Below are 21,611 nucleotides of genomic sequence, written 5' to 3' on the forward strand. Positions count from 1 at the left end.
GTGGGACTGGCGGGTACTGGCTGAGGTCGGGATTCGGCGACACACCGTCAATGGTTCTCGGAACCGCTGGTCGGCGCGGCTACCGTTCGAGGCGTGAGCTACCGCAGACTGCGGATCACCACCCCCGATCTGGGTGCGTACTACGGCGTGGTCGATGACGACTACCGCCCCCACGAACTCGCTTCCCGATGGCTCGAGGTTCGGTTCTATGGTCGGGCGCAGGCCGAAACCACCAGCGCCGCGTACGCGAGTTCGGTGGCGTTGTTTCTGACCTGGGCAGAACAGACCGGTCGAGACCTGCCGGCTGCGGCAAAAGGATCTGCACCTGTTCGCCGGGTATCTGGCCACGACTCCGTTGACTGCCGGACGCAGTGCGACTCGCCCCCGCTGCGCGAGCCGGGTCAACCGGATCCTGGTCGCGGTCCGTGAGTTCTACCGGTTCGCCGTGGCCGAGCAGTAACTTCCTGCCGCAGTGCTCGGTGATCTGTTCGACCTACCCGACGAGCCCGACTTCCGGGGCCGGGCGGGTCCGCGGGTACGGCACCGACGCAGGGAGACGCGACGAGGCGGCCCGCCCGAGGGGGCGACCGCGGCCGAGGTGGTGACCCTCGTCGAGTCGGCGCACACCTTCCGGGACCGGTTCATGCTGGTGCTGATGGCGGTGACCGGGCTGCGGGTGGGCCAGGTGTTGGGCCTGCGCCGTCAGGACATCCATTTCGTGCCCGACGCCGGCGCGCTGGGCCTTCCGGTACCCGGCGACACCGGACCGCGGTGCCGGACGTGCGGAGAGCATCTGCACGTGGTGCGCCGGACGAATCCCAACGGGGCATGGTCGAAGGCCCGGTTCAATTTCGTGGTGCCGGTGCCGCCGATCGTGGTGGCACTCTACGACCGGTACCTGGACGAGCGAGACCGCTTCCCCACGGCGGCCGACAACGACATGCTGATCGTGGCGCTGCGAGGACCGACGCAGGGAAACGCAATCTCGCCCCGCAACCTGCACAAGATCGTCGAACGTCTCGCGACGAACGCCGGACTACGGCCGATCCATCCGCACATGCTGCGCCATTTCGCCGCCTCGGAACACCTGGCGGCGGGCACCAGCCGCGACGAGTTGCAGGCACTGTTCGGGTGGAGCCAACCGTCCTCGGCCGATCCGTACATCCACGTCGGGGCCGACCGCACCCGAGCCGCCGTCGACCGGCTGGCCACGAGACTGTCCGAGGAGACCACATCATGACGGAACCCGTCCTTGTCCGACTCGACTCGGCCGATACAGATCTAACCAAAGCTGTTGCCACCCAATATGAGTGTGATGTGTGGGATCTGAGGTCCTTCGGTTACCCGGGGAAGTGGGCGAGGTTCCGCGGCCGGGCCGATCGAGCACAGCGTGGCGCCACGGGAATCGGCCAGGGCTGGCTTCTCGACATGGTGAAGCAATGGGTGCTGCGCGCAGCACTGCGCAGGGTGAGCCCAGCGTATCTGGACGAGGTGATCCTGGCGGTGGCGCTGCTGTCGTCCACGCTGCAGGACTGCGAGGATCACGGCGTGCACCCGACCGCACTCGGCCGGGCGGACATCACCACCCATCTCATTCGGCTCGGTCACCTGCGGGAGGAAGGCCGGTTGACCCGCAAGGGCCAGCAGCGGATGGTGCGGTATCTCGCCCGGGTACTCGAGGACGCCGAGGCATGGGGGTTGAGTGCGCCGGGTGCCGTCGCGGCCGGTCTGCCTGCGTCGTTCGCGGTGCTGCGAGCGGACCTCCCGGCCGGCCGGGCCCGAAGCGTCGACGAGCCGAGTCGGGCACTACCGCGGGCGGTGATCCGTCAGCTACTCGATCCGGCGGCGCTGACTCGGCTCGAGGACCTTGCCGGAGCGTGGGCGGTGAACTGGTTCACGCTCGCGTTGGGCACCGGACGACGCCCGGGTGAGCTGTGCGCCTTGCCGCTCGACGGATGCCTCGAGCGCAGCGTCCATCGCGACGACCAAGGGGGCGAGCACATTCACCCGGTGCTCGTGCACGACATGACCAAGATCGCCGTCACCGGCTACCGCCTGCCGATCAGCGCAGCCACCGCGGCGGTGATCGAAGACCAGCAGAATCGAGTGCGGCAGCACTACCCGATGACCGACCCGGCTCGGCTGCCACTGTTCCCAACCCCACACCGAAATCCGGACGGTCAGCGACCGGTCCCGACGTGGCATGTCCACGCGGTGCTCCGACGCTGGGTGATGGACCTGCCCGAACTATGGTGCCCGGACCTCGACGAGGAGGGTCGCGTCGCCGGTGCCGGCCGTGCCGTCGGTGGGGGTCGGCAGCCGTTTCCGCGGGACAAGATCTATCCGTATGCGCTGCGGCACACGTGGGCACAGGACCACGCCGACAGCGGCACGAGTCTTGAGGTCCTGCAGGACCTCCTCGGCCACACCAAACCAACTACGACACAGGTCTACTACCGGCTGACCCCCACTCGGCGACGGGACGCGGTACTACGGCTGAGCCGGCTGCAGCTGACCCACCGCGGATCACTGACCTCGGCCGGACTCCGAACCCTTGAGCCTGCCGAGGAGCTGCGAACCCAGATCGGCTCCACCACAGTGCCGTTCGGCATCTGCATCGAACCGGCGAACGTGCAGGCCGGGGGTCATGCCTGTCCCTACCGGATGCGGTGCCTGGGCTGCACCCACTTCCGCACCGACCCGTCGTATCTGCCCGAGCTGCGAGAACACCTGAGCCAGCTCCTGATCTCCCGGGAACGAATACGCGCCGCCAATGCCGCCGAGATCGAGCCGTGGGTGCGCAGCAGCGCCACACCCACCGACGAGGAGATCGATCGCGTCCGACACCTGATCCGGCGCTGCGAAGGCGAACTCGACGCGCTCACACCGACCGAACGAGACGAGATCGTCCGATGCATCACCCAGGTTCGCACCGCCCGCGCCCAGGTCACCCGGATCGTGCCACTCGAATTGGCCGGCATCGTCCGCCACAACGACCCGGACGTGTTCCCCTCGGCTTTCGAGCGGCTGCGGTCACCCGGCACCACAGCATCGACCGGGGTGGCGCGGTGACCGCGTCGAACCCACGAACCGACGGGATGCGACGCCACCGAGCCGCCGTGAGCGCAGACAAGCATCGGGCGGTGCGCACCGCCGTCGACCGGTGTGTGGCCCGCGGTCGGGTCGTCCCCGCAGCCGCACTCGCCCGCGATGCCGGAGTCACCGAGACCTTCCTCTACCGGCACGAGGCACAGCCCTGCCCACTCTGTGAAGACACTTTCGGTGGCGGTCCGATCAACTACTTCCGCAGTCGGATGCAGAGCATCGCCGAGGCACGTGACTCCGGCGTCACGCGCGAGGGACTTGTCACGACAGCATCGCTGCGTGCCGACCTGGCCAACCAACGCGCCGCCAACCAACGCCTGCGCCAGCAGATACATGCCCTCGAACATCGTCTCGGCGAGGTACTCGGCACGCAATCACGCACCGACATGACCGAGCTCGCCCGACTCGCCCACGTCTCGGAATCTGGTGATGCTCAACGGATTCTAGAGCTATCCGAACAGAATCGGTCACTGGCCGGACAACTCGCCGACCGCAACGAGGAACTCGACGCGGTCCGCCGGCTCAACACCGAACTCACCCGACGAATCAACAGCACAGAGCAGAGCGCTCACCTCGGCCGACGCCCGGCACATATTCCGTCCACGCGTGAGACAGGATGCGGCGATGACCTCAGCAGCTGATGAACCCGGATCGCATCGAGTGAACGACGACGAGCCCGCCGATTCCGACGACGACCGCATCACCGAGGTAGAGGAACTTTTTGCAGACCTCGACGGTGTGCTCCCCGCGGAGATGACGCCCCTGTTCTATGAACACTCCTACTGGGAACTCATGCTCGCCGTGCGGGACCTCCTCGACATCCTGCACCGCGGCGCCGGGAAGTGACCAGGCAGGGGATTCCACGTCTGGCAGCCAAGGACATTCAGGAACAACCCTGGCGAGGGGCGTCATTCAGGTCCGAGCGTCGGATACACACTCAGCCCCGCGTCGATGAGCCCTCCCATCGACGTGGGGTCGCTGGCCAGCCTGCGTTGGGTGAGGAAGAGTACCGAGAACGGGTCGTTGACCAATTGCCGATCGAGGCCAGGACGAGTCCATCTGCCGCATGTACTTGAGGTTGCTGCGGGACAGTCCTCGCATCTGAGGAAACGCCGACCGCAGGTCGTCGGCGAGACGATCGATGACCTTCGCGCCCCAGCCCTGCACGTGTTGGCGTTCGACGATGGCGTCTCCGATGTCCCAGTACAGCAGCAGTAGTTCGGTGTTGACCACCCGTGTTGCCCGGATCCGGGCGCGCTGGACCTGGTGTTTGAGCTGGTCGAGGAACTGAGGGTAATCGTCGGGCAGTGCGGCGGTCGGATCGGTCACCGCACCATCGTGCACCGAGTCGACCGTGTCGATCCAACGCCATCAGCCTCGCTGAACTCAACGTTCTCGTCGACCAGAACGACCGGCCGATGCATACCGGCGCATCCGGCGGCCGAGCCCACACCATCGGTGTCGTTCGGTTAACGCACTCGTTTCGCCAGATGGATCAGTGCGTAGCCGACCGGGGTCGGGGTGCGGTGCGTTTCCCGGTACCCGAATCGGGAGTAGAGCCGCAGGTTGCGCTCACCGGTGAACAACCGCAGATCGGTGACCTGCTCCGGCAACCGCTCTTCCACCACATCAAGCGGTCGACTGCCCTGGTCCCCGGCCCTGCAGGTCGGGGGCCACGACCAGCCGCCCCTGCTCAGGCGTGAACCGTAATGATGCGCAACACTTGGTCAGCGCGTCCGGCGGACCAGCGTACGGGCATGACCGTTGGTCGGGGATGCCGTGCGAGCGCGGCCATAGGTGAAGAGCGCTACGCCGTACGAATCGGCATAGTCAATCGCATCCTGGTTGTATCCGTCGCAGCTGAAGTAGAACAGTTGGTCGCCTCTGCCGCGGGTCGACCTTCATCAGATCCATCAGAGTGAAATGTCCTACCGCCCCACGGGTGACCCGTATCCCCGCAAGCGCACGGTCGACGAACAGAACCATGAACTCGCCTGGTCTGTATCCCCTCACCATGTTTCCGCTGCTGAAGCCGAGCTCGCGCATTCGGAGTTCTGCGATCTGGCATCCGACTTCGAAGTAGTGGTGCTGCCGCTCAAGCGAAGCTTTCCGTTCGGCCTCGTAAGGCGTAAGGGCTTTCGTTGACTTGGCAGTAGATCTTCCTGTCGTCTGAGCTGTTCTTCGAGGTGTCGCAAGAGTACGAGCAGACAGGTTTACCGGTCGGATTACGCCTGCATCGTCAAAGGTAAACAGGGACATTTCATGCTCGTCGGCATAGCCGATCGCGCCCCGCGCGTAGCCAGACCGAGCAAAGAACAGCACCTTCAAGTGCCGCTGATTGCCGCGTGCCCCGAACAAACGTTGCAGTTCTGGGGTTCCGACCGGCGGGTGTTCCCGTTCTGAGCATGCAGCACGGCGATGGCGGCGGAGAGTTCCGCGTCGCTCATGGCTTCCCCTGCGGCTGCGACGATGTCGCCTTCGAGGTGCCGCGCAGAGGGTAGCGGTAGTGCCTTGGCCGGGCGGGGAGGGCGACAGTCCCTCAGGCGAGCTTGTCGGCGGTGCTGAAGGTGCGTCGCCGCCGGGGGCCGTCGGCGCGGGGGTGCGAGGGGTCCATCCGGTCATTGTCCTCGACCGGAAGCATGCTGGAAATTGTCATTGTGGGGTTGATCCGTATCTCACCCTGCAGGCGGGGTTTGCTGTGAACCGTTGGACTCAACTCACCCTGACACGCAGGGCTGTCGTGGGCACCCGATAGTCTGCTGAGAGTCGGGTGAGCCGGGAGGGAATGGATGGCGGAGCAGGTCGGTAAGCACTTCGTCCTGTTGGATACGGACAAGCGTTCCGGAGGACTGTCGATGGTCCGAAAGGGCATCGACACCAGGGACGGCTCGTCTATCGCCGTAAAATTTGTGGTCGGCTCATCCGATGAGTTGGCGCGGAAGGTCTTCGATCGTGAGGTCCGTGCACTCAGGAGCCTCAGCCACCGGAACATCGTCCGCTTCCGTGACGCGGATGTCGATGAGACCGGGACCTACTACCTCGTACTCGACTGGGTGGATCGGGACCTTAACGACTTGCTCAAGGATCCGCCGTGGCAGGGATGGGACGATCTCTACGACGCAATCGCGAAGCCCATCGTCGATGGACTTGCCTATGCTCACCTGCAGCAACTCGAACACCGGGACATCAAACCCGGCAACATCCTGATCGACGATTCCGGCGCGCCGCTGCTGGCCGACTTCGGGATCGCGAAGATTCGCGGAGACGAACCGCACAGTGAGCTGACCGTGCAGCACTACCGCTCCGGTCCGTACGCACCCCCGGAACTTGATGCCCCCATCCCGTACGTGCGCGACGTCTACAGCATTGGAGTAGTGCTCCTGCAGTGTCTGAGTGACTCACCCATTCGGGACTTCCCCGATGTGCGGCGAGCACTCGAGTCGGTGAACGTGCGACCGGAAGTGCGTGCTCTGCTCGAAGCCTGCGTGAATCCGGAACCCACTGAGCGGCCCGTCAACGGAAGTGATCTGGCAGACAGGTTCAAGAGGATCGAGCAGCGGCGGATCGCCAGGCACGAGAAACCCCGAAACCTGCTGTGGCTGGACCTCACCCGCGCGGCTCAGAAGCACCTTGCAGGGGAACCGGTCGATCGGGCGCATGCCGCCGCCAAGTTACAGAAGGACGTGGCGGGGGAGGTGTTCGTGCGGTTCGGCACCGATCGGGAGACCGGTCGCCGTGACCGCAACATGCTCTTGCTGTTCGGTTCCGAGCATCGATACACCCTCAAGCCCGACGAAGGCAGTGCCCGCTTCAAGGTGACGGCAGCGCCTGCGCCGGAATTGGAAGAGTTGGAAGGAGGCCGCAAGCGAAGCCTGGCTTTGCCACCGATCTTCAGCTGGACCGTTCGGCAGCCGGTGAACCCGGCCCTCAGCGAGCGCGCTCGGGACACCCTGCTCGAACTGCTTGAGGACTTCTACGAGCGCCAGGACCACCCAGCGACCGAACTCGGCGAGCAGGATGGAGACGAGCTCTTCGAACTCTGGCTCCGCGTCCTCGATGCCCGAGAAGACTTGACCCGTGGAGAACACCAGCCGCTGAACTACAAGAAGGTCAGCGTTGACGGCCGTCGGAGCACCTTCACGCTGACCGAGGCACATGAGACCGACCTTGTCGGTACGGATTGGCAGATAGTCGACCAGCAGTCCAGCCGTAGATTCGGTCATGGCGAGATCATTGACCAAGAAGCCGACCAGCTCACCCTGCTCTCCAACAAGCCGCTTGTGGGATCGCCCCGGACGGCTACGCTCGTTCCGTACGATGCGCCGTCCGCGACTTCGCTTGATAGGCAACGCGGTGCCGTCACCGCGGTGAAGAAGGGTACGACACCAGGACCCGACCTTCGAGCCGTGCTGATTGATCCCTCATCCAATGCCGAGCCTGTGGCTGAAGAGGTCAGCGAATGGTACTCCGAGCTCGACTCGCTGAAAGAGCGAGCTGTCCAACTAGCCCTGGGTGTGTCGGACGTATTGGTTATTCAAGGACCACCCGGAACGGGTAAGACCCGCTTCATCACCGAGACGGTGATTCAGCTGCTCAAGAGGAAGCCGGACGCACGCATCCTCATTGCGTCGCAAACCCATGTGGCCGTGGACAACGCGGTCGAGCGGCTGCACCAGGCCGGAGTTCGCGGTCTCGTTCGTCTCGCGGGTGCAGATGAATCAGTCGTCCAATCCGGTGTGCGTGATCTTCTGCTGGACAAGCAGATACGGCGTTGGGCCGATGGTGTTCGGTCCCGTGCTGAAGCCAACATCATGCGTCGAGCCACCGAACTGGAGCTCGAACCGGATCACCTCAAAGCAGCGCTGATTCTGGGGCAACTCGCCGCTGTCTCCAAAGACCTCGAACTGGTACAAGAGCATGTCGCGAACCTGACTTCGGCCGGATCCGATTCGTCGGAGTTGCTCACGGTGGTCGAGGACGGAGATCCCGCCGAGCGGTATCAGTCGAAGCTCGACCAGCTCTCGGACCGGCGGCAGGACCTCGCCGAGCAGGCCCAAGCCCACCTGGTCGGTGATCTCACCATCTCAACCCAGATGGGGAGCGCCGAAGCGCGCCACGCGATCGACGCTCTGGTCGGCGATAGTCCACAGGCTCGCGAGTTGCTCCAGAGGTGGGAACTCCAGGCCACCTGGCTGGAGCGAATCGAGGTCGAGCAGGACAGCCTGACATCGATCTTCCTGGCAGGAACGTCCGTCCTCGCAGGAACCTGCACCGGATTCCTCCGCAACAGGGCGGTCGGCCAACTCGAATTCGACCTCTGCATCGTCGACGAGGCATCCAAGGCCACCCTGACGGAAGCACTCGTGCCGATGTCCCGCGCGAAGCGGTGGATCCTGGTCGGTGACACCCGGCAACTACCTCCTACGGACGAAGAACTCCTCCGGGACACCAAGGTGCTCAACGAGCACGGGCTGAGCGCAGATGATGTCACGGAGACACTGTTTCAAAGGCTCGTCGACCGCCTCCCCGAGCATTCCCAGCTCATGCTTGAGGAGCAGTATCGAATGGTTCGCCCCATCGGCGACCTGATCTCGACCTGCTTCTACGACGGTCGGCTCCGCTCGCCCCGCGCCGAGGGCCTGAAAGGCTACGACAAGGTCATGGGGCACACCGTGACGTGGATCGACACCGGTCCGTTGGGTGAACGTCGCCGGGAGCAGGGAACCAACAGTTTCGCCAACCGTGCCGAGGCGAAGCTGCTGATGTCGCAGCTGGACACCATCGACAAGGCGATCGACGTCGGCTTCATCCAGCCTCCCGACGACAAGCGACTGGAAGTCCTGGTGATCGCGCCCTACAAGAGCCAGGTCGAAGAGCTTCGGCGTCGGCTTGCGCCGAAGTCGTACCGGCATCTGACTACCAGCGTTCTGTCTGTCGACGCGGTGCAGGGACGCGAGTCCGATCTGGCACTCCTTTCCTTGACCCGAAGCAACCCACAGGGTCGGCTCGGCTTCTTGGGGGCGGATTACTGGCGCCGCATCAATGTCGCACTGTCCCGGGCGCGCTACGGGCTGACGATCATCGGGGATGCCGAGTTCATCCGGGGAACGGACGGGGCTCTCCGGACCGTTCTCGAATACATCGAGCAGCACCCCGTCGACTGCGAAGTGAGGAAAACGGACCGTGACTAGGCAGTTTCAGATCCTCCAACGTCGGTTCGGTGACGCTCGTCCGGGTCTGCAACTCATCGCTGTTGAAGACGCGGCGATCCCGGTGACGGTCGTACGCGCTGACGTGCTGGCCCAGGAGAAAAAGGAACTTCCGATCACCGAGGAGTTCACCCTGCGATTCGTCGGCCTCGGTGTCGACACCCCAGAGGAGATCGCTGCCTACCTGGGTCTCGAGCCGACGCACGTCTTGGACGCCTCCGCCGCGCAGCTGAGCGAGACTCGTTTGCGACGTCGCCACTCCGGCGGCCGGCTCGCACTGACCCAGCTCGGGACCGAAGCCGTCCGGAACCTTGCGGCGACTCAGCCGGTACTGCGTCAGTTGCCGGTTGTGTTCGATCGGTTGACGTGGACTCTCGCCGACTATCCGAAACGCGCGCTGATCAGTAAGAAGGAGGCCCAAGAACTGGGCATGACCATCCTTCCGGCAGAACGCAATGCGCGGATCGGACTCGACGACGTCACACCTTCCGGCTTCAACGCTCTCCTGAAGAACGACAAGGTCGACAAGATTCAGGTGCTGCGTATCCACAAGGTGATCAGCACCAAGCACAGTTACCTTCCGGTGCAATTGTTGGTGTACGGCGACCAAAGCCGGCGCGAGCTTGAGTTGGCAGTCTGCATCGATGATGACTTGGCGACTGAGCACGGGCTTGCCCTTGACCGCATCGAGGCGGTCAAGCGGCTCGGGCTCACGATCGGAGAGGCAGAACCTCGTCCGGTCCTCGACGAGGAGTTGGAATATCAGCGCACCAGGGACGTCGAGCCGGAGGCAGACGCAGCCGACGAGGTTGACCAAGCCCCGACAGGCAATGGAGCCACGTCCCTGGTCCGCAGTGTCAGCGTGTTCGAGCATGCTGATTTGCTCGCCGAAGCCCTCGACACCGCCAAAGAACGGCTACTGATCATCTCGCCGTGGGTTCGCAGTGCGGTGGTAACCACTGACTTCCTTGGGAAGCTGGAACGACGACTCAGGGCAGGCGTTGAGGTTACCATCGCCCATGGATACGGCATCGACGACTCGGGGTCGGACGAATATGCTCTGACTCGGCTCAAGAACCTCGCCTCCCGCTTCGACGACAAGTTCACCTTCGTGCGAGTGAAGAACACCCACGCCAAGATCCTCATCTGCGATGGGTACTGGGTCAGCACCAGTTTCAACTGGCTGTCCTTCCGGGGCGACCCCGACCGGACCTACCGGATGGAGGAGGGAACGTTGGTGAGCATCCCGAGCCGGGTTCAGCAAGAGTACGAGCGATACCGGGCACTTATCGACGACCAGCGGCTCGTGTAGCGGCTTCACGACTCTCAAGGTGCTATCGGAGGGCCCGTCCCATCCCGATTCAGATGCGCGATGATGTATCCGATGAACGAGGCGGTGGCCGTAGGTCGGCGCAGCATAGATTATCGGTAAGTAGAAAATGGTGCGGCAGTGAAGGATTGTGAGTGAGCAACTCGGCTGGCAAGTCCGTGCCAGCTTGGTCACGTCTTGCGCATATCGGTGCGCACGCCGGCGCCGGACGCGTTGACTTACGCCCCGATCCTAAGGATCTAGGCCTTGTCGAGGTGCACGCATCTTGCAATCGGGTCTGGACCTACAGCCGCGCCGATTTCGAGCCATATATGGACGTCGAACTCAAACGGAGCCAGTGGCGCGAAACGTGCGCACTCGCCGGATCGATGGCTGAATCTCTGATGCTCAGCGCCGCCGCCTACGTCGAAGCGGTTTGGCACAGCAAACTGCTCGAAGCTGACGAGGAGCCGAACGGAATGGCAATTGCGCAGCGGTACTTGGCGGACAGCGCCGTCGACACCGCAGTGAGCGTCGGACATCGGCTAATCAATTTCGTGGTTCGCGTCGCACGGACCGTGCCAGATACAGCCGCAACGTTGGGTCGCGTAAAGAAGTATGAGCAGCTCGGGCCACACTATGTGCCGTTCAGTACCGAGGATCGCGGCGTCTGGCTGTCTTTGAACGCATCGGAAATTAAGGTACTGCGACGGGTTCTTCCGACCTGCCACGGTAAAGCGCTCGATATCCTGAGGATGTCCCGAGTTCCGTGGAACTTCGGTGGCGGCCCGATGAGTATCAGGCTGCGTTCACCTGATTATTGTGCACTATCGATGCGACGGTTTCAGCGAACTGGCGCTCCAGTGCGGCGCGGAGTGTCGGCAGGTGCCGGTGACCATTGACGCGGCGGAACTGCTTGCCGGCCTCGACCATCCCGGCGGCGCACCAGCGCAGCGCCATCTGCCCGTCACGCCAGCGTTTGACGTTCCTCGCGTGCTCGCGGCACACCGAGATCATCGACTCGATGGCGTTCGTCGAACGGAGCGTACGAGCGAGGGTGGACGGCACACCCAATCGCAGCACGGTGAGCATCTCGTCCATACCCTCACGCAGACTGGCCGCCGCCCCAGGATGGGTACGGTCGAGCTCCGTCGCCAGCGCCCGCAGCGCAGCCTCGGCCTCGAGCGCCGAGTCCGCATGGTAGGCGTCGGTCATCTTGCGGCCCACACTACTCCGAAAGCGCTGCGGTAAATGGTCTTTCACGTTCCGAATCTTGTGCAGCTGGCAGCGTTGGATCACCGGCTTGTCGAGCACGTCGACCACCGCCTTGCGCAGCGCCTTGGATCCGTCGAGACCGACCAGCATCGGACGGGTGACGCCGCGGCCGCGTTCCCGCAGATCCACCAGCAGCCCGGAGACCAGGGTGGCGTTCTCGGTGGAGCCCTCCACCAACGCGAGGGGGTGCTTGTTCCCGTCGAGGTCGATGCCCAGGGCGACGATGCAGCATGATTCGGCGAAGTGCACCCCGTCGATCATCAACGCGACCAGGTCCAGCCCGGACAGATCCTTCGACAGCAGGTCGGCTAGGGCGGTCTCGGTCATCGCCACGAACTTCCGTGATACCGCTGACTTGCTTGTCGCCGAGGATGTTTCGTTCACCCGTTCACCGACCGGTTCGAGGTCGACCGGATAGCGGCGCGTCGACAGGCCGGCGAGCATCTTCTCCATCGCCATCCTGCCCAGGATCTCGGTTGAGCTGAACAACTCGTACGAGTCGATCGGGAGCTCACCGGATCCGTCGGCGGCCCGCACCCGCGGCCGGGTCACCGGCACCCGCCGGCCACCGAGGGTCACCGAGCCGCGTTCACGGCCGTGTCGTACTGCGGTGCGGGCCTGGTCGTGGCGGCCTTTCGGGCCGGCCAGTGCGGTCACGTCGGCGTCCATCAGGGCCTGCATGACCTGCAGGCCGGCGCCGACGGCCAGGAGCAGTCCTTCCTGCATGTTTTCGGTGATCTCGGCTATCGCCACACTCACCTGTTCCGGCATCACGGGTGGTGTCGCGTGCACGGGTTGGTTCTGGCTACTCTTGCTCATGGCGGTCCCTTGCTGTTGGTGTGTCTTGGCAGACGCCCGATACCTACCACACGGCAGGTTTCGAGCTGGGGACCGCCACCTCAACTTCCACGAGACCCGGGACAACCTCCTTCGGAATCGTCGGCATCGTCATGTTCTTCACCGCCGTAGACCAGCTCGGAAACGATCTCGACCAGATCGGGACCGATCTACAGGACTACAGCGATTGCATCAGTGAGGCAGAGAATCTCGACGAAATGAACCTGTGCGAGTAGCCACAGTTTCGGCTCTTCACGCCGCCTGAGCAGCTCGGCAGGGACACCTCACCGCCCTGCCGTGCTCGTCGTCGGGTAGCCACCCGTACTCGTCGCACTCCCCGCACTTCGCCGGTCGAATCCGTGGAGCGGACAGGCCCTGCCACATCGGTAGCCACGCGTGCGCGTATCGCATCGGATCGCTGGGGCGGTGCGCCGCCTTCGCTGCGGCCACCAGTGTCGGGACGCCGTGCATCGCGATCAACGTTTCGATCGCGGCTACGGCATCCGGTCTGAGGTACGCGAATGTTGCTGTCAGGCCGGATTCTTTACATGCCGCCGCCAATCGGGCGACCTCGGGACTGTGCGATGCGTTCGAGACCCGGGACGTGCGGTTGGTTTCCGTCCTTGGTGAATCAATACTTAAAAGACCGCCTGACTCTCCGACGTCCGCGTTGCCGCGGGTCGGATTTTCAGGCCCCGGCTGGACATGCGGCTCCTCGTAGATCGTCTGAATGGTGATCCACTGGCCGCGCTCGTTCTGGATCTTCTCGCGGATGAGGTAGCCGAGTTCGGCCAGCTCGCGCAGAGCGGAGCGGATCGCGTCGCGCCCTTCCTTCGGCGACTGGCCTGCGATCGAGTCGGACCGGGTACGCCAATCGTCCGGTTTGGACAGCAACCAGATGAGCACGCCACGGGCGCGGAAGGACAGACGCTCGTCGTTGATGACGGCATTGCTGAGGATGGTGAAGTTGCTGGCCAGGCGCGGTCCACGACGCACACCACCAGCCAAGGTATTCTTGGCCACGTTCGACTCCTTGTAAGTCGGACATCCGGCCCGTCGGGAGCGGCAACTCCTGGCGGGCCTTCTTCACTTGTGACGCCACGCGGATCGGTGACGATCTTGGAATCTTGGCATCGAATAGCGCTCGATGCAAGAAGAATCGTCAATATTGTGCGCGAGCAACGTGTTTGGGTATAGAACCGTGAAGCCTCGACTGTCGATGCCGAGTCTGCGAGTCAACTACCCGGAGCGGATCATCGACCCCACCGGAATCAACCGGCCGCTCCTGAACCCGAGGTTCAGGCACTCTTCCAAACGCTCACGTGTTGGTCCCGTCAACCGCCGTTGGTTGAAGATGGCGAGCGTTTCTCGGATGAGCGCCTCGACGCCGAGTTCTCGTCCCTCGCACGCGAAGCTCATCGTGTTGAGGATCTCCTCCGGTGCGATATCGCTGACGGGACGAGTGACGTCGTCGGGTGTCTTACGGAACCCGCGCCAGTCGGCCTTGTTGATCTGCCGAGGCCATACGAACGTTCCGAGCGGAGTTGTCGACATCAACTCGGTCGGCACACAATCGACAACGAATTCTCTACGCGCCGCCGACACTCGGTCGAAACCGAACCGCCTCGCAACGTCTCTTGCCAGCCTGTCCAGCAGGATCGGACCTTCGATTTCCACCGTTTCACGCACCGCGTCGGTGATGATCCGTCGTATCGACGCGGAGTTGACGCGGTCGAGATCTTCGCGTTCTCCGAGAGGCGTGCTCGGGGCGCAGGTGTATGCGACACCTCGACCGTGCCAGTCGCGTTCGGTGGAGGACGGCACCACATCTTCGTCGAAGTGAAGTGCCGGGGCAGGCATCGTCGCGGCACCTGCGACGAGCTCGCGCTGTTCTTCGAGGGCCGTGCCGGCTACAGGCACCTGTTCGGGCTCGTCCTTCTCGAAGCAGAGGTCGGCCAGCACCTCCAGGTTCTCGACGACGAGTTCTTCGGCAGCGCGCGCTTCCGCCTCCGCGATCTCGATCGCGCGTGCTTCGGCTTCCCTTGCGAGCTGCTCTTCGTACTGACGCCGGCGTTCGCGCGCAGTATCGACAGCAGCATCGATGCGGTCGAGTACCGCTCCGGGATTCTCGATCCACTCGGGAAGCCACACCCGCACCGACGAACCCCAGTGCATCAGAGTTTCGAGCAAGCGGGGAGTGAGGTCGCGGTCGGACACAGTTGGGCGACCGGCCCAACGCGGGCCGTCCAGCATCACCGCGACCTGCCAGTGAGCGGAATCAGGCTCTCGCACAACGATGTCGAGAACGAACTCGGACAGGCCGTAATTCGTGGCGACGTCGTACCCGCGGTCGGCGAGGGCCGCGCAGATGCTGCGCTGGACGGCGTCGACGTTGTCGTTCGTGGTCACCGACGGGCTGGGAGCCACCCGCTGCGCCGCCATCTCCAGGTAGCCACGCAGATGCGCGAGTCCCACAGACTTGGTGCGCGACAGGTCGATGTCGGACGGATCGAACGACGTGAAGATGACGACCTTGCGACGCGCCCGCGTGATGGCGACGTTGAAGCGTTTCTCGCCACCCGACCGGCTCAACGGACCGAACTGGAGCGGAAGCTGGGACTCACCGGGCTTCTTCGAGAACGCTGTGGTGAAGAGGATGACGTCGCGCTCGTCGCCCTGGACGTTCTCGAGGTTCTTGACGAAGATGCCCTCTTCCTTGTCCGGACGGAGCTGTTCGCGGACGAGGGGGTCGTCGCATGCCTCCAGGAGATCCTGAACGAGGACGCGTTGCTGGAGGTTGAAGGTGACAACGCCGATGCTCTGACCCGCCAGGCGTGGGGTTGCGAGCCGGGTGCGGATCTCCTCGACGATGGCTTCTGCTTCGACGCGGTTGGTGCGATACCCCTCCTTGCGGTTCTCGCGGTTGAAGTGGCCATCGACGCGTCGCCACTCGACACCTGCCGTGTCGTCCCCTCCGGGAGACGGCAGGCTGGCGAGCCGGCCTTCGTAGTACTTCTGGTTCGAGAAGTTGATGAGAGTCTCGTCTTGGCTGCGGTAGTGCCACGACAACCACAGGCGTGGAACGCCGGACTCGACACACTCGGTCAGGATGCTCTCGAGGTCTTCCGGGACGATCGTTCCGTCTTCGTCCGCCTCGTCGTCATCGACGGCGCTGACCTGGCCGAACGTGGACGGTGGCATCTGCTGTGAATCACCGACGATGACAGCTGCGCGGCCCCGGCCGAGCGCCCCGATGGCCTGCGCGACGGTCACCTGGGACGCCTCGTCGAACACGACCAGGTCGAATGTGGCCGAGCCCGGTGGGATGAACTGAGCCAGCGACGTCGGGCTGACGAAGACGCAGGGCGTCGCGGCGAGGATGTGGTGTGAGTACCGAGCCATGAGGTTGCGGAATGTCGCGCCGCCGCGTTTACGTTCGAGCGCCCGGCGCAGTTCGCCGACTTCACCCTGCAGCGCACCGGCCTGGAACGGCCGCCGCGACAGCAACGTGGCCGGCAGCGCCTTGACCTGCTCGTCGCGTAGTGCCTCTGCACTCCGCACGAAATCCGAGATCTCACCGTCGCGCAGGGCGGTGGTGAAGTTGACGACGCCGGTGGTACGTCGCCGCTCCTCGAGTGAAGCGCGCGCCGCGCCGCGGATGAATGCGACCGGCGCTTCTGCCGCCGGAATCCGTCCGGTGAGCAGGGCTTCGACGAAGTCGTGTAGTTTTGCGTGACGCAGAGGTTCGAGATATGCAGACATGCGTGACCACGCGAAGAATCGCTGAGAACCGCCGTACTGCGCCTCTTCTCGCACGGCGCGGTTGTCTCGCTGCCATGCCGTGAGCCAGTGGTCGCCGTTTGCCCAACGCGCTACATCGGCATCGGACGTTCCGAGAGTTGAACGCACGCTCACCCAGGCGCCGGCAGTTTCGTCGAGCGCGCGAATCTCGTGCTCCGTCAAGAAGCCGACGGATTCGAGCTCCTTCCACAACCCCGGTGCCTCGTCGACGAAGCGGATGGTGTCGTCGATGTATTCGAACACCGGCCGCAGCTCGTCGGCGCATGTGGGAGCGAGCGGATTCCAGGTGGCCGGAGCAAAAGGGCCGAGGAGATCGCGCACGGCTGTACGGAGGTGGGAGACCTGCTCGCGGGCCATGGGGATCATCCGCAGCAACGGAAGCACGGCCTGGGGTGCGAGGTCGGCATCCGGGTTGGCGAACGGTGCGAGGCTCCGCTGGAACTGCTCGGCCTTCTTCTTCTTGCCGAAGAGACCCTTGTCGCACTCCTCCGCCTCTGCGATGAAGAAATCGACGTCGCCCGACTCCAAGAACATCGGAACGAAGGTGCGTAATACGGGCGCACAGTTCTGATGTGCGCGGTCGATGTCGACGAACAGAGCTTCACGTGCCGCAGCGAACTGCGGGTTACGCATCCACGCGAGGGTTGCCCCGTCGGGAATCTGACGGCCGAGCTGACGGCGTGCCTGGGGGAGCAGTGCGACGACATCGTCCGGTGCCTGCACCCGTTCGAGAAGCGCGCGCGTGCGGGAACTCGTCAGAGCTGCGTCGATCGCATCCGCGAAGCGGAGCACAGCGAGGGAGACGTGCTGGTCTTCGATTCCTTGCGGAATGGACCCGGCGAGCGACCATGGCGAGCCGGGGCGGATCTCCAGAGTCTGGGCGGCACGCGAGAAGAGTTCGAGGGTGTCGCGAACGGTGGCCCAGGATTGAGTGGGTCGCGCTACATACCAGCTGGGGATCGGAGCAAGCGGTCCGTCGCGGACCTCCAGAATCGACTCGAACGCCCGCCACAAAGAATGGTCGATGCCGTTACGGCTGTGGATCTTGTTGGGGTAGTCGGCGAGGGGTACCAACTTCGACCTGTATTCGGCGACCTTCGCGTCCCAGTTGTGGGAGTTGTAGTAGACGTTGTTGTCGATGGCAGCTTTGAGCTGTTCGCGAATTGCGCTCTGGCTCTGACTCTTGCCGTGTAGATCGAGCGTGAAGTTGCTCAGGCCGACCTTCGACACGCGCTTCTTGACCACGTCAAGCGCGGCCTGCTTCTCCGCCACGAACAACACGGTCTTTCCGCGTTCGAGCGCGTGAGCGATGAGGTTGGTGATGGTCTGGGACTTGCCGGTTCCGGGAGGGCCTTCGATGACGAACGTGCGTCCGGATGCAGCCAACGCGACCGCCCGTAGCTGCGATCCATCCGCAGGGATGGGGACGGGGACAGACGCCTCGTCCACTTTCGCACTGTCGAGGCTCTCGTCGCCGTGCGGGTCGCGGAACGACTCGCCGGCATGGTGCGTGAGGTGTCGGACGATCGGGCTCTGCTCGAGAACGTCCCAGTGCTCGTTGAGGTCCTTCCACATCCCGAAGGTGCCGAACTGGCAGATCGCGACGGTGGCAACCTCGTCGACCCGCAGGTCGATGTGGTTCTCGACGAGGGCCGCTCGGATACCGCGGAGCGCATGAACGATGTCGAGACCGCTGTCGTCGAGCTTCGGGGATTCGAGAGCGTCGATCGACACGTTGTGCTTGAGACGAAGCCACTCGACGAGACAATGGTTGGGGGTGGCCACCTCGGTGGTATCGACGGTGATCTGGAACGGCTTGCGCCCGGTTCCGCCGACGATACGGACCGGCAACAAGAAGAGGGGAGCGCGGGCTTCCGCACCCGTGGACGTTCGGTGGATGAGCGCACCGAGCGTCAAGTAGAGGTTGGCGCTGCCGGTTTCCTCGAGCATGGTGCGTGCCGTGCGAGAGAGTTCCTTGAACCGCTTCGCATACAGGTCACGCGAAATCGCCCCGTACATGCGGCGGTCGTCCGTGAGATAGGACAGCAGCACGTCGGATTCGATCTCGGACGCGCGCCGCGCACCCTGCAGTTCGTGAATCGACGCCAGTTCGTCGTGCGGGACGAGAGTGATCGCGTCACCGGCATGGATGATGTCGTCGAGCCACGGAAGCCCGTCCTGAGGTACATGAAGGTCGATGACCTGCGCCGACGGCCTCAAGTTCAACAGGCGGTTTCGGGTACTCAGATCGAGCAGAGCTCGCTTCCACTTGCGCACCCGCGCAGGCGCGTGATCGGTGGTGTCGAGGACTACGTCGTCGGCATTCCCACGGGACTTCAGCTCGTCGGGAAGGGCTAGGACGACGTCGTGAAGATCCGTCGGCCGAGGCTGGGGCTTGGGCGCAACGTCATCGGTCGAGAGCAGCGGACGGATACCGCTCTTCCTCGCCGCAGCGACATCGACAACACCGTTCAGCGTGTCGGGAGATGCAAAGTACTCCCGAGCGCGCTTCATTGCACTCTTGAAGTCTCCGGCGCCGGTCTGGTCGTAGTAGACCGCATCCACGGCGACGGCCTTGCCGGACTCGACGAGATTGACGAGTGCGTTCGGTTCGGTGATGGTCGGATGAGGAAGGGAAACGTCGTCTCGTAGGAAGCCGGAGAAGGCATGACCGTCGACCATCCAGAGCAACGGTCGGAGCCCGGCAGCTTCGAGGCACGCGGCGTAGGTGACGGACAGGTCGATGCAGGTGCCGAAACTCTCGTCCAGGACCTGAGCGGTGGTGCGAATCTTTTGTCCGGTCTCCTCGAAGGACGCCGGAGGATTGATGTATCGGATCCCGCGGGACCGCAAAGATTCGTAGATGGCTGCGGCGATGAGCGCGGCTCGTTCCGGACCGATCTGGTATCCCTCGAGCGACGAACTCCCGGTGTTCGCACGCAGTAGCTCGGCAGCGTCTCCGAGGACCGACTGCACGGCCGACGTGTTGGGTTGGACGAACGCGGCCAGGGAGTCGTAGAAGATCGGGGCGTTGAACCACTCGTTGTGCGCGAGGACCTGAACCGGAATCGTCAGATTGATGTCCGGCGCCCACATCGTCGACACGGTGACCGCAATGGTCGCCGGATGCGCTTCGTTCAATGCACGCAGGTAGTGGACTGCAGGGACGAAGTCCACAAAGTCGTCCCAGTACGCGTCGGTGCCGTCGAGAAGTTCGCCGTCGTACGTCCGAGTCCAGACCGGCGCAAGTTCCTCACCGTTGCCGAGCATGCGGACCGTGACGGTCGTGTCGACCGCGCGCCTACCGGATGCGTTCGTGACGCGAAGCTCCGAGATCAACGGGACGGAGTTGTGGATCAGTGCCAGGTTGACTGCCGGGTGAGTGAGTATCCGGGCCCTGAGCCCGGACTGCTCGGCGGTCTTCTCCTGCCACAACGAGTCGTGTCTCACTGCTTCGCTCCACCCCTTCTGTGCACCTGCCGACGTCAATCGGCCGGAACCGACAGATCGCCCACTTCCCCCTATCGGAACAGAGCGGGCAAATGTGACACGCGCGGCATTGTTGCTGGTAAACAGGCTCAGCAGAAGAGTGCATACTGTTCCGCCATGACCGGATCGCACACCGAAGACATCCTGCTACCGAAGCGTCGTGTGTACGCCGCGGAAACGTGGGAGGCGCGGCATCGGGATGCATGGTCCTCGTTCACGAGCTGGCTTCGGGAGGAGATCTGGGACGTCCGCGGTCCGGCATCGATCGTGCTCGCAGTGGAACTCGGCGTGCGCACGATAGGAGTGGAGATCGAGTCGAGGCCGGGCGGACCGTCGCGCGTGGCCCTGCCGACTCGGCTGCTCACCGAACAAGAACTCGGACGAATACGTGCCTCATCTCTGTGGGTAGAGGAGTCGGTACGAGGGTCCGTTCCTACTCTCACGGAGCTCGTCGAGTTCCGCTTGAAAGCGGTCGCCGGAGTTTTCGGCGCACGCGACCTGTCCCAACTGGTCGAGCGCGTATTCGCTCTTCCTCATCCCGAGGGGGCGGCGGTGAGAATCATCGACCATACGACCGGACGTGTTTGCACTCGTCATTTCCGCCACCGTACCGTTCCCACCAGGGCGCGAGACCCGTCAGTACTCGCTGATGACAGAGAGTGAATTGAACACCGCCGTCATCGTGCGGAACCGCAGCGAGCTCGGAAGGCTGATTTTTCGTTCGCTGAAGAGGATGTTCGACGACAGGGTGAAAGTGGTGCATCCCGAGTCCTGGGAGATTTCACTGGGGTCGCAGGTGGTGCGGGTCATTGTCGGTCCGTCTCATCCTCGGGTACTGATCATTGCGCCGAAAATGCTCCGTCCGTTCGCCTTTGCGGAATTTCCTGAACGACGAGTGGAGATGTTGGTCAGCACGTCGTATCTGCGTTTCGTCGATGACGGACAGCACTTGTCCATCGTGATCGATATCCCCGCTCATCCATTCGTGCCGCGACATCTGGACGACGCGATCGGGCAACTCCAGGACTTCATCAACCGGTGCAAATCGGAATACGGTGCAGAAAAAGAGGGCCGAACGAGATACCAGGCCATTTATCAGGGAGGGTCGCCGAAGCCTGAAAAGAAGGCCGACAAGGACGACAAGGACGAATCCCTCCCATCCGCACTCCTGACTCTGATCCACCTCGACGAAGACGGAACGAGGGTGCTCGAACCCATCGAAGTCGCTCACGTGTGCAGCCACGACCGGGACGTCATCCTCGAGTACCTCCGGTTGGTGAAGGAACAGGAATTGGAATGGTCGGCGTCTGCTGACGAAGCGACCGCCTCTGGGGATGTCGAGGAGGCTGCCTCGTGCAACCACGAAGCAGCAGCTTGGGCAAACACATACCAACGCCTGCGAGCCGCCCTGGAGGTAACGGTGCTACCCGGGAGCGGAGGGGCTTGCAAGGACTGCGCCGCAAAGGCCGTCGAGTCGTAGGGGATCCGATCGAACGCGCGACTGCTCGTCACCCGTCTACGCGCAATAGTCGTGTACTGCCCAGGGACGCTGGTCAAGCGGCTGAAGGGAACGTTCCTGCCGATCG

The 21,611-nt window shown here is 63.7% G+C and carries 14 protein-coding genes and 1 pseudogene; 10 read left to right on the forward strand and 5 right to left on the reverse strand.

The genetic code is table 11. The annotated features are described in order from the left end of the window. Window positions 1–93 precede the first annotated feature (93 nt). The 5 genes from ACZI8W_RS02955 to ACZI8W_RS02975 are packed head-to-tail and all read left to right on the forward strand — an operon-like array spanning window position 94 to window position 3,951. Window positions 94–429 carry a hypothetical protein gene (locus tag ACZI8W_RS02955; protein WP_463366975.1) on the forward strand — a complete coding sequence of 112 codons (336 nt, stop codon included), beginning with the start codon at window positions 94–96 and terminating at the stop codon, window positions 427–429. Window positions 430–472: 43 nt separating this feature from the next. Further along, complete coding sequence (locus ACZI8W_RS02960; protein WP_463366976.1) at window positions 473–1,240, forward strand: tyrosine-type recombinase/integrase; 768 nt, start codon at window positions 473–475, stop codon at window positions 1,238–1,240. Beyond that, window positions 1,237–3,072 carry a tyrosine-type recombinase/integrase gene (locus ACZI8W_RS02965; protein WP_463366977.1) on the forward strand — a complete coding sequence of 612 codons (1,836 nt, stop codon included), beginning with the start codon at window positions 1,237–1,239 and terminating at the stop codon, window positions 3,070–3,072. Before ACZI8W_RS02960 ends, ACZI8W_RS02965 begins: the two co-directional genes overlap by 4 nt. 47 nt (window positions 3,073–3,119) lie before the next feature. Further along, the gene (locus ACZI8W_RS02970) at window positions 3,120–3,746 is read left to right on the forward strand and encodes a hypothetical protein (RefSeq protein WP_463366978.1); all 627 of its coding nucleotides are present in this window, start codon (window positions 3,120–3,122) and stop codon (window positions 3,744–3,746) included. Beyond that, window positions 3,730–3,951, forward strand: coding sequence for a hypothetical protein (locus ACZI8W_RS02975; RefSeq protein WP_463366979.1), 222 nt, complete (start codon window positions 3,730–3,732; stop codon window positions 3,949–3,951). The genes ACZI8W_RS02970 and ACZI8W_RS02975 overlap by 17 nt, the downstream gene beginning before the upstream one ends. A 153-nt stretch (window positions 3,952–4,104) precedes the next feature. Here ACZI8W_RS02975 and ACZI8W_RS02980 read toward each other — a convergent pair. Then, window positions 4,105–4,434: pseudogene (locus ACZI8W_RS02980) on the reverse strand (DUF1016 N-terminal domain-containing protein); the annotation flags it as partial. Window positions 4,435–4,574: 140 nt separating this feature from the next. Next, on the reverse strand, window positions 4,575–4,730 hold the full coding sequence (locus ACZI8W_RS02985) for a hypothetical protein (RefSeq protein WP_463366980.1): 156 nt from the start codon (window positions 4,728–4,730) through the stop codon (window positions 4,575–4,577). 1,164 nt (window positions 4,731–5,894) lie between these two features. Here ACZI8W_RS02985 and ACZI8W_RS02990 point away from each other — a divergent pair. Continuing rightward, entirely contained in the window at window positions 5,895–9,296 is a 3,402-nt protein-coding gene (locus tag ACZI8W_RS02990) for an AAA domain-containing protein (protein WP_463366981.1), read from the forward strand. Beyond that, a complete protein-coding gene (locus ACZI8W_RS02995) occupies window positions 9,289–10,626 on the forward strand; it encodes a phospholipase D-like domain-containing protein (RefSeq protein ID WP_463366982.1) in 1,338 nt (445 codons plus the stop codon). The genes ACZI8W_RS02990 and ACZI8W_RS02995 overlap by 8 nt, the downstream gene beginning before the upstream one ends. A gap of 795 nt (window positions 10,627–11,421) precedes the next feature. Here ACZI8W_RS02995 and ACZI8W_RS03000 read toward each other — a convergent pair. After that, window positions 11,422–12,717, reverse strand: a complete 1,296-nt coding sequence (locus tag ACZI8W_RS03000) for an IS256 family transposase (RefSeq protein ID WP_463366983.1) — start codon at window positions 12,715–12,717, stop codon at window positions 11,422–11,424. Between the two features lie 20 nt (window positions 12,718–12,737). Here ACZI8W_RS03000 and ACZI8W_RS03005 point away from each other — a divergent pair, with 20 nt between their 5' ends. Further along, window positions 12,738–12,971: a hypothetical protein gene (locus ACZI8W_RS03005; protein WP_463366984.1), complete on the forward strand. Its 234-nt coding sequence runs from the start codon at window positions 12,738–12,740 to the stop codon at window positions 12,969–12,971. A gap of 16 nt (window positions 12,972–12,987) precedes the next feature. On the opposite strand, the gene ACZI8W_RS03010 is transcribed toward ACZI8W_RS03005, so the two are convergent. Together ACZI8W_RS03010 and ACZI8W_RS03015 are read right to left on the reverse strand one after the other, a co-directional pair. Next, the gene (locus tag ACZI8W_RS03010) at window positions 12,988–13,758 is read right to left on the reverse strand and encodes a replication protein (RefSeq protein ID WP_463366985.1); all 771 of its coding nucleotides are present in this window, start codon (window positions 13,756–13,758) and stop codon (window positions 12,988–12,990) included. Between the two features lie 216 nt (window positions 13,759–13,974). Further along, complete coding sequence (locus ACZI8W_RS03015; RefSeq protein WP_463366986.1) at window positions 13,975–19,986, reverse strand: anti-phage protein ProA; 6,012 nt, start codon at window positions 19,984–19,986, stop codon at window positions 13,975–13,977. Between the two features lie 156 nt (window positions 19,987–20,142). On the opposite strand from ACZI8W_RS03015, the gene ACZI8W_RS03020 reads away from it, so the two are divergent. Both ACZI8W_RS03020 and ACZI8W_RS03025 read left to right on the forward strand, forming a co-directional pair. After that, window positions 20,143–20,688: a hypothetical protein gene (locus tag ACZI8W_RS03020; protein ID WP_463366987.1), complete on the forward strand. Its 546-nt coding sequence runs from the start codon at window positions 20,143–20,145 to the stop codon at window positions 20,686–20,688. A 1-nt stretch (window position 20,689) separates the two neighbouring features. Then, the gene (locus ACZI8W_RS03025) at window positions 20,690–21,505 is read left to right on the forward strand and encodes a T3SS (YopN, CesT) and YbjN peptide-binding chaperone 1 (RefSeq protein WP_463366988.1); all 816 of its coding nucleotides are present in this window, start codon (window positions 20,690–20,692) and stop codon (window positions 21,503–21,505) included. Window positions 21,506–21,611: the final 106 nt, after the last annotated feature.

Source organism: Rhodococcus ruitaii, from assembly GCF_055230935.1.

What these genes read in the sequence shown, in the direction of transcription:
- ACZI8W_RS02965 (WP_463366977.1), top strand. Translation starts at nt 1,237, where the DNA reads ATGACGGAACCCGTCCTTGTCCGACTCGACTCGGCCGATACAGATCTA.
- ACZI8W_RS03000 (WP_463366983.1), bottom strand. Translation starts at nt 12,717, where the DNA reads ATGAGCAAGAGTAGCCAGAACCAACCCGTGCACGCGACACCACCCGTG.
- ACZI8W_RS02975 (WP_463366979.1), top strand. Translation starts at nt 3,730, where the DNA reads ATGACCTCAGCAGCTGATGAACCCGGATCGCATCGAGTGAACGACGAC.
- ACZI8W_RS02990 (WP_463366981.1), top strand. Translation starts at nt 5,895, where the DNA reads ATGGCGGAGCAGGTCGGTAAGCACTTCGTCCTGTTGGATACGGACAAG.
- ACZI8W_RS03020 (WP_463366987.1), top strand. Translation starts at nt 20,143, where the DNA reads ATGACCGGATCGCACACCGAAGACATCCTGCTACCGAAGCGTCGTGTG.